We start from the raw sequence: 1,088 nt of genomic DNA on the forward strand, positions 1-1,088 counted from the left end.
CGAAGACCCTCAGGCCGCCGTCGCCCTCCTGCGCCCCCTCACCTGGGCCAGCGACGACCCCGAGTACGCCGGCCACCTCGCGGCCGCGTTGCACGCATGCGACAGGTTCCAGGAGGCGAACCAGTGGCGCGAGCGTGCGGCAGCCGGTTACGACGAACTGGTGCTGCGTCACCCGCAGGCTTACGCCGACCACGCGGCCGACTTCTGGCTCACTGTGGGGGCCGATGTCGAGCGGGGGCTCCAACTGGCGCTGCAGAACCTCGCGTTCCGCCAGACATCCCGAGCCCATGCCCTGTTCCAGCGCGCTGTTCTCGCGCAGAACCGGATTGCACAGACTGCCCCATAACCGCCGAGCGGCGATGCCGGCGATATGGAGCACCGTCGGGGTCGGCTGGACGGACGGGCATGCCGTTCGGCCGACCTCGCACCAGCCCGCCAGGGGCAGACGTGGCCCGGCCTCGTATGGTCTGACGCCCCCATCACTCGGCCCCTGTCAGCGCCCTCACCTCTCTGTGGTCCCCACGGACCGCTGCAGCACTCCACATCAGCAACCACTACCCGAGAAGGCCAAAACGATGGACACCATGCTGGCAGGACGCGTCCACCTGGACACGAAGAAGTTCGTCATGGAGGAGATCCCGGTCCCCGTACCGGGGCCGGGCGAAGTACTGATCGAAGTGAAGGCGGCGGGCGTGTGCCTCTCCGACCTCCACCTCATCGACGGAAGCATCACGCCGCTGCACCTGAACTCCAACGTGCTCACCCTCGGGCACGAGCTCTCCGGTGTTATCCATTCCCTGGGACCCGGCCTCAAGCGGGACCTGGCCGTCGGCACACGTGTCGCCCTGCAGGCGGGACAGCCCTGCGGCGAGTGCGCCCGCTGCGTCAGCGGCGGCACGTGCGTATCGTTCCGCGGCCGCGGCGTCGACTACGACGGTGGCTGGTCCCAGTACACGATCGCCCGTGAGGACACCGTCGTCCCCATCCCCGACACACTTCCCTTCGACCAGGCGGCGATCATCCCGGACGCCGTTTCCACCTCGTACGCGGCCCTGGTCGAGACCGTGCAGGTGCGTTCCGCCCAGGCC

Annotated in this window: 1 protein-coding gene and 1 pseudogene; both read left to right on the top strand. The window is 68.8% G+C overall.

What is annotated here, in order from left to right; genetic code table 11:
• A pseudogene (locus tag ACWFR4_RS49165) lies at nt 1-346 on the top strand (hypothetical protein); the annotation flags it as partial.
• A 229-nt stretch (nt 347-575) separates the two neighbouring features.
• Nucleotides 576-1,088 (top strand): alcohol dehydrogenase catalytic domain-containing protein (locus ACWFR4_RS49170; RefSeq protein ID WP_453658547.1); only part of this gene is annotated, 513 nt, incomplete at its 3' end.

The sequence above is a fragment of the Streptomyces sp. NPDC055140 genome (genome assembly GCF_053607285.1).